The organism is Acinetobacter sp. GW821-FHT01C12 (genome assembly GCF_059422625.1).
On sequence record NZ_JBWKXD010000009.1, the window covers coordinates 151,582 to 158,804 of the forward strand.

At 38.8% G+C, this 7,223-nt stretch carries 8 protein-coding genes; 6 read left to right on the forward strand and 2 right to left on the reverse strand.

Annotation, left to right across the window (positions count from 1 at the left end):
- Positions 1 to 22: 22 nt before the first annotated feature.
- From AC07WY_RS17530 to AC07WY_RS17545, 4 genes are all read left to right on the forward strand, one after another.
- Complete coding sequence (locus AC07WY_RS17530) at positions 23 to 499, forward strand: phosphatidylglycerophosphatase A family protein (RefSeq protein ID WP_494736834.1); 477 nt, start codon at positions 23 to 25, stop codon at positions 497 to 499.
- Positions 500 to 520: 21 nt separating this feature from the next.
- On the forward strand, positions 521 to 1,885 hold the full coding sequence (gene glmU / locus AC07WY_RS17535; protein WP_419335737.1) for a bifunctional UDP-N-acetylglucosamine diphosphorylase/glucosamine-1-phosphate N-acetyltransferase GlmU: 1,365 nt from the start codon (positions 521 to 523) through the stop codon (positions 1,883 to 1,885).
- Between the two features lie 12 nt (positions 1,886 to 1,897).
- Complete coding sequence (gene glmS, locus AC07WY_RS17540; RefSeq protein WP_494736829.1) at positions 1,898 to 3,736, forward strand: glutamine--fructose-6-phosphate transaminase (isomerizing); 1,839 nt, start codon at positions 1,898 to 1,900, stop codon at positions 3,734 to 3,736.
- 428 nt (positions 3,737 to 4,164) lie between these two features.
- Positions 4,165 to 5,136 carry a cation diffusion facilitator family transporter gene (locus AC07WY_RS17545; protein WP_004718779.1) on the forward strand — a complete coding sequence of 324 codons (972 nt, stop codon included), beginning with the start codon at positions 4,165 to 4,167 and terminating at the stop codon, positions 5,134 to 5,136.
- Between the two features lie 110 nt (positions 5,137 to 5,246).
- On the opposite strand, the gene AC07WY_RS17550 is transcribed toward AC07WY_RS17545, so the two are convergent.
- The gene (locus AC07WY_RS17550) at positions 5,247 to 5,567 is read right to left on the reverse strand and encodes an ArsR/SmtB family transcription factor (protein WP_166782917.1); all 321 of its coding nucleotides are present in this window, start codon (positions 5,565 to 5,567) and stop codon (positions 5,247 to 5,249) included.
- A 140-nt stretch (positions 5,568 to 5,707) separates the two neighbouring features.
- Positions 5,708 to 5,977, reverse strand: coding sequence for a DUF4031 domain-containing protein (locus AC07WY_RS17555; protein WP_004718783.1), 270 nt, complete (start codon positions 5,975 to 5,977; stop codon positions 5,708 to 5,710).
- Between the two features lie 105 nt (positions 5,978 to 6,082).
- On the opposite strand from AC07WY_RS17555, the gene AC07WY_RS17560 reads away from it, so the two are divergent.
- Positions 6,083 to 6,601, forward strand: a complete 519-nt coding sequence (locus tag AC07WY_RS17560) for a GNAT family N-acetyltransferase (RefSeq protein ID WP_166782916.1) — start codon at positions 6,083 to 6,085, stop codon at positions 6,599 to 6,601.
- Positions 6,601 to 7,071 (forward strand): 2-thiouracil desulfurase family protein, encoded by a 471-nt coding sequence (locus AC07WY_RS17565; protein WP_494736830.1) that lies wholly within the window; start codon positions 6,601 to 6,603, stop codon positions 7,069 to 7,071. The genes AC07WY_RS17560 and AC07WY_RS17565 overlap by 1 nt, the downstream gene beginning before the upstream one ends.
- Positions 7,072 to 7,223: the final 152 nt, after the last annotated feature.

Here is a 7,223-nt window from a genome sequence, read left to right on the forward strand (position 1 = left end):
ACCTCCGATTGTCTTTAAAAATATGACATGGGCTGAACGCTTTATTGTGTTCTGCGGTGTGGGCTTTGGTTCAGGCTTAGCGCCTAAAGCACCAGGTACATTTGGCTCAGCATTTGCGCTTTTGTTTATTCCGATTTGGCTTGCAATTGGTTTTTATGGCTCCATATTGGCCATCATAATCATGTCATTGCTCGGTATTTGGATTTGTGGGAAAACCGCAGATATTATCCATGTGCATGATGATGGGCGTATTGTTTGGGATGAATTTGCTGGGCAATCAATCACCTTCCTGCCTTTGATTTATTTAGGGCAAATGAATTGGATTTGGGCACTGGTTGGATTTGCACTGTTTCGTTTATTTGATGTCTGGAAACCATGGCCTATTCGTGTCATTGACCAAAAAGTTGATGGTGGCTTTGGGATCATGCTTGACGATATTATCGCAGGCCTCTGGGCAGCAATATGTATCGTGATTTATTTATATTTTAAAATGGCTTAAGCCAGATCTGTTAGGTGTGATATGTCTACAACTGTGATCATTCTTGCTGCAGGTAAAGGAACACGTATGCGTTCTAGTTTACCCAAGGTACTCCAACCGTTAGCAGGACGCCCACTACTCGGTCATGTGATTGAAACAGCAAAACAATTACAAGCAAAAAATATCATTACAATCTTTGGTCACGGTGGTGATCTGGTTCAAAATGCATTTGCGCATGAAAATATTCAATGGGTAGAGCAAACAGAACAACTCGGTACGGGTCATGCAGTTAAAGTGACTTTACCTGTTTTACCCCAAGACGGCATTTCTTTGATTCTTTCTGGTGATGTGCCTTGTGTACAAGAAAGTACCCTACAACGTTTGCTTGATGTATCCAGTCAAACAGGCATCGGTTTAGTCACATTAACGCTTGAAGATTCTACAGGCTACGGTCGTATCGTACGTAAGGATGGAAAAATCCAAGCGATTGTTGAACATAAAGACGCTTCTGATGAACAACGTCAAATTAAAGAAATCAACACAGGTATTTACTGTGTCAGCAATGCCAAATTACATGAATGGTTACCGAAACTCAGCAATGACAATGCTCAAGGCGAGTACTACCTGACTGATATCGTGGCAATGGCTTTAGCTGATGGTATGGAAATCGCATCTATTCAACCAGAATTGGCTTTTGAGGTTGAAGGCGTAAATGATCGCATTCAACTTGCAGCATTAGAGCGTGAATTTCAAAATTATCAAGCCAAATCACTGATGCAACAAGGCGTGCATTTGATTGACCCTTCACGTTTTGATTTACGTGGTCAACTCACGGCGGGTACTGATGTTCGTATTGATATTAATGTGATTATTGAAGGTCAATGTACTTTCGGAAATGGCGTTGAAATTGGTGCAGGATGTATTATCAAAAATACCCAAATTGCGGCAGGAACCAAAGTTCAACCATATAGTGTTTTTGAAGATGCGGTAATTGGTGCAGATGTACATATTGGTCCTTTTGCACGACTACGTCCAGGTGCAAAATTGGCAGATGAAGTTCATATCGGTAACTTTGTTGAAGTGAAAAACTCTTCTGTTGGTCTAGGTTCAAAAGCCAATCATTTCACCTATTTAGGCGATGCAGAAATTGGTGCGGGTTCAAATATCGGTGCAGGTACAATTACCTGTAATTATGATGGTGCCAATAAACACAAAACCATCATTGGTGATAATGCCTTTATTGGAACCAACAACTCACTGGTTGCACCGATTAAAATTGGTCATGGCGCAACCACAGGTGCGGGTTCAGTGATTACCCATGATGTAGCAGACAACAGTCTTGCATTTGAACGTGCAAAACAAATTTCGAAAGAAAATTATCAACGTCCCCAAAAGGTCAAGAAATAAGAGGATATTATTATGTGCGGTATTGTTGGTGGCGTTGCTGAACGAAGCATTACAAATATTTTAATTGAAGGCCTAAAACGTCTTGAATATCGTGGTTATGACTCGGCGGGTGTTGCACTGGTTGATCAGGGGCAAATCTTACGTGAACGTCGTGTTGGTAAAGTTGCAAATTTAGAAGGCGCGGTTGCAGAGTCGAATATTTTAGGTTCTGTGGGTATTGCACACACACGTTGGGCAACCCATGGTAAACCAACTGAAAATAATGCCCATCCGCATATTTCTGGCCATGTTGCAGTGGTACATAACGGTATTATTGAAAACTACCAAGAGCTTAAGGATGATCTTGAAGCTTTGGGTTATGTGTTTACATCTCAAACCGATACTGAAGTCGTTGCTCACTTAATTACTGAAGCACTGAAATCATCACCAAATCTATTAAAAGCCGTTGAAGAAATCGTACCTCAACTGAAAGGTGCTTATGCACTGGGGATTGTACATACCGATTACCCAGATGAATTAATTGCTGTTCGTGAAGGCTCACCTTTAGTCATTGGTGTCGGTATTGGTGAGAACTTTATTAGTTCAGACCAATTGGCACTATTACCTGTGACCAACCGTTTTATCTATCTTGAAGAAGGTGATATTGCGCGTTTAACTCGTGAAACGATTGAGGTTTTTGTTAATGATCAATTGGTTGATCGTCCAGTGAAAGAGCTGGATGCAACCGTGAGTAATGCCTCTAAAGGTGAATATAAACACTACATGCTCAAAGAAATTTTTGAGCAACCTGAAGCAATTCAACAAACGATCTCTCAAGCTTTAAATGGCAATACATTACGAGAAGACTTTTTACAAAATGCTGAAATAGATTTTAAAAATGTTCAGCAAGTTCAGGTGCTTGCTTGTGGTACCAGCTACCATGCGGGAATGATTGCAAAATATTGGTTTGAACAACTGATTGATCTGCCTTGCCAAGTTGAAATTGCCAGTGAGTTCCGTTATCGCTCGCCTGTGATTGTAGATAACACCTTGTATGTTTGTATTTCCCAATCAGGTGAAACTGCAGATACCTTGGCTGCATTACGTGATACCCAAAAGCGTGCTAAAGCAAAAGGCTTAAATATCTATACCATGACGATTTGTAATGTCGCGACCTCATCTATGGTTCGTGAAACAAATCATCATTTATTAACCCTAGCTGGTCCTGAAATTGGGGTTGCATCAACCAAAGCATTTACCACACAGCTTGCGGCTTTGATGTTATTGACCCTTAAACTTGGTCAAGTTAAGCAAACCATTTCAGCTGAACGTATTGATGAAATCACTTCCGCATTGTGGCATATCCCTAAAGTCATTTTAGATACCTTACAAAATGATGCAGAAATTTTACGTTTATCTGTTCTGTTCAAAGAGAAACAGCATTGCTTGTTCTTAGGTCGCGGTACAGAATTCCCAATTGCACTTGAAGGTGCATTAAAACTTAAAGAAATTTCATATATTCATGCCGAAGGTTATGCTGCGGGTGAATTGAAACATGGCCCACTGGCTTTGGTCGACAATGATATGCCTGTGGTGATTCTTGCACCGAATGATGACATGCTGGATAAACTTAAATCCAATATGGAAGAAGTCCAAGCACGTGGTGGTGAACTGTTTGTTTTTGCTGATGAAAATAGCGGTATCGTGGCTAAAGATCGTCAACATGTTGTCTATGTTCCAACAGTAAATACTTGGTTAGCGCCGATTGCTTACAGTATCCCAGTACAGTTACTGTCTTATCATGTTGCAGTATTACGTGGTACTGACGTAGACCAACCTCGTAATTTAGCAAAATCAGTTACAGTTGAATAATCAATCAGTTACTTATTGTAGTGTATGAATAAATTAAGTTTCATACACATATCAATAGCTCAAGCAATCCACACAAACCATGCATTAAAATTGCATGAATGTGTGGATTTTTTATGCCTAATTTTTATAGATCCAGCAATTTAAAAATAACCTAAACAGAAACCATCTTCTTAGACTTGAACCAACAAAATCCCTGAGCGAAAAAATAGCCTCCTTTTACTTCGTGTCAAAGTAAATAAGCTCGAAAGTGAATTAGTCCGTTTTAAAAACTTTATTTCTATTCTGTTTTATTCAACCTAAGTGCCTTATGGCATCAGTTTTTTAAAATTTTTGATTCACAATGCAATAAAAAATTAACATGAAGCTATTTGACAAAACAAACATATGAACATATATTCATATGTAAATAATCCAATTCAGAGGTCCTTATGGGACACAATCATAATCACCCCCATAATAGCCATAGTGATCACAACCACGCACATGTACCTGAAGCAACTACAGGAAATGAAAGAAAAATTCTGATTTCTTTCTTCATTATTTTCAGTTTTATGCTTGTTGAAGCTGCTGGGGGAATCATATCTGGTTCACTGGCACTGTTAGCTGATGCAGGCCATATGATGACGGATGCACTTGCATTAGGACTAGCATATGCAGCGTTTCGCTTTGGGCGTCGTACTGCGGATAAATCACGTACTTTCGGCTATATGCGCTTTGAAGTGATTGCAGGCCTGATCAATTCTCTAACCTTGTTTGGGATTGTTGGATGGATCGTCTATGAAGCGATTGTACGCTTTCAATCACCTCAACCCGTACTTGCAGGACCGATGTTTATTGTCGCAATTGTTGGTATGTTGGTGAATATCTTTGTTTTATGGTATCTCACACGAGATGATACGGATCATGTAAATATCAAAGGTGCAATTCTGCATGTGATGGGTGACTTATTGGGTTCTGTTGCTGCAATTATCGCTGCAATCGTCATCTGGTACTCAGGCTGGACACCGATTGATCCGATTTTGTCTGTGCTTGTATCATTACTTGTATTGCGCAGTGCATGGTCTTTGTTTAAACAAACCATTCATATTTTATTAGAAGGTGCGCCAGCCAATGCGAATACAACAGATATCACCACTCACTTATTAAAATCCGTTCAAGGCATTCAGAAAATTAGCCATATTCATGTATGGATGATTACTTCAGGAAGAGCAATGGCAACATTACATGTCCAACCTGAAGCAGGTGTTGATATTAAGACACTCACCGAACAAATTGAACATGAATTAAAAACCAAATTTGATATTGAACATCCAACTGTCGCGATTGATTGGCAAGGTGATAGCAGCTGTAGCCTTGAAAAACCGACAAAAATTGATCCTCATGCTGGACATAGTCATTAAGATCAATATGGATCAAGCACAAATTGCCACAAGGTCATTGATTGTTGCCTTGTGGCATCCACATTTTGAAATTCACTTTGCTTTTTAATTCGATTTGAAAAATAGAAAATTTAACCACACTGCTCTTCTGCAATATGTTTTGCCATATCAGACAAAACATGGCTGACATGCGTATCAGCGATTTCATATAAGACTTGTTTGGCCTGACGCTCACTTTTAACCAAACGTGCTGAGCGTAATAAACGTAAATGATGACTAACCAAAGATTGCGATAAATCGAGTGCTTCACAGATATCGCCAACTGGACTAGGTCCACGCATACAGAACATAAGAATTCTGAGACGTGAGGCATCTCCTAAAAGCCGAAAAGTTTCAGCCAGAATGATAATCTCGTCTTGCGATATTTCTGTTGAGCCGTCTTTAAAAGTCATATATTAATCACAATCGTTGTTCATAATTTTTCATCATAAAAGATTCTACTCTTGTGCTTCTCATAAGGACAAGACTTAATCGCGACAAAGTATTTTTCTGGAGGTGCGGTTTTATCAAGCTTGAATAAAAAACCAATTCTTTATAAAGATTGGTTAAGTTGTAACTTCAGCTTCTTTCCACAAGCAATAATGGTTTTTCGATCGGCATCAATTGCGCCATAAGCAATCGCCATCACACGCATTTGCAGGGTAATATCATAATGCGGATAAGACGCTGAGCGATGAAATAAACGGGCATCGATTTCCAGCATTTGCGCAAAGTGATGTAATTCCTCCAGTGTATCTGCCATCAAATGACACCATTCTTGGCCTTTAAACGGAACTTTTGCGCGATCGACATACACACTCATAACAAGATTCATTTTCCCTATTTCAGATTGATTATCCCATGAAATTCATCCATGATTGAATACAAATTCAAGGTATAGCAAAGCGTCATTTGATGACAAAATATAATGAAAATTTATCCAGCCACACCAATCCATCTCAAGCAACTCAATCAGCTTGCCTGCACCACATATCGCCAACATTTTGCTGATCTTTGGTCAGAACAAGGCCTACAAAGCTTTCTCAATCAAAATTTTAGTTTAGAAAATTTGTCTGAATCTCTGCGAGATCCTGATCAAATTTGGTTATTGCTTGAAAATGAACAAGCGCAAATTATTGGATATGCCAAGCTAAATCTCAATCAATATGAGCCCCATCTAGATATTATTGGTGCAGAATTACAGAAAATTTACTTGCTTGAAAATGCTGTTGGAAAAAGTTTTGCATCTGCACTCATGCAAAATGCGATTGATATTGCACGTGAACATCAACAAGCTTCTGTATTTTTAGAAGTATTGAAAACTAATACGCGTGCAAAAAAATTCTATCAAAATTTTGCTTTTACAGAAAAATTAAACATCGACTTTAAAACCGATTTATATGATATTGGTATGGATTTAATGCAACTCGAATTAACCTCAAGATAATGAAAAAATATCTGATTAGTGCATGTCTTGTAGGTGAAAATGTTCGCTACGATGCCAAGAACTGCCTACAACACAAGCTTAAACAACTGCTAGACACTCAACAAGCCGTGGTGATTTGTCCTGAAGTTTCAGGCGGTTTAACTACACCTCGACAGCCTGCTGAAATCGTAGGCGGTGATGGTTATCAAGTTTTAAAGGGACAAGCCAAAGTAAAAGATGCCAATGGTGATGATGTTTCAGCTGAATTTATTCTGGGTGCAGAAAAAACTCTAAAACTCGCCCAATACCATCAAGTTACACATATTATTTTAAAAGCCAACAGTCCTTCTTGTGGTTCACAGATGATTTATGATGGATCATTTTCAGGGCATAAAATATCAGGCAAAGGGGTTACAGCAGCCCTACTTGAACAACATGGCTTTAGCGTACTCACTGAAGATGAGTTTTTAAAACAGTTAGCGCATGAATAAGCACTATAAATAAAAAGAGAGCCAAGGCTCTCTAAATGAAACGTAAATTTTAAAATAGTATTAGGGTCTGTTGACAATTCGTCTATGTTTGCGACTACGTGTGTTTTTTAGGCGATACTAGGCGCGAAATACGAAATTTAGTTATTCTAAAT

Coding starts and splice junctions, on each gene's coding strand:
- AC07WY_RS17545 (WP_004718779.1), top strand. CDS start 4,165: ATGGGACACAATCATAATCACCCCCATAATAGCCATAGTGATCACAAC.
- AC07WY_RS17555 (WP_004718783.1), bottom strand. CDS start 5,977: ATGAGTGTGTATGTCGATCGCGCAAAAGTTCCGTTTAAAGGCCAAGAA.
- AC07WY_RS17530 (WP_494736834.1), top strand. CDS start 23: ATGACATGGGCTGAACGCTTTATTGTGTTCTGCGGTGTGGGCTTTGGT.
- AC07WY_RS17565 (WP_494736830.1), top strand. CDS start 6,601: ATGAAAAAATATCTGATTAGTGCATGTCTTGTAGGTGAAAATGTTCGC.
- glmU (WP_419335737.1), top strand. CDS start 521: ATGTCTACAACTGTGATCATTCTTGCTGCAGGTAAAGGAACACGTATG.
- AC07WY_RS17550 (WP_166782917.1), bottom strand. CDS start 5,567: ATGACTTTTAAAGACGGCTCAACAGAAATATCGCAAGACGAGATTATC.
- AC07WY_RS17560 (WP_166782916.1), top strand. CDS start 6,083: ATGAAAATTTATCCAGCCACACCAATCCATCTCAAGCAACTCAATCAG.
- glmS (WP_494736829.1), top strand. CDS start 1,898: ATGTGCGGTATTGTTGGTGGCGTTGCTGAACGAAGCATTACAAATATT.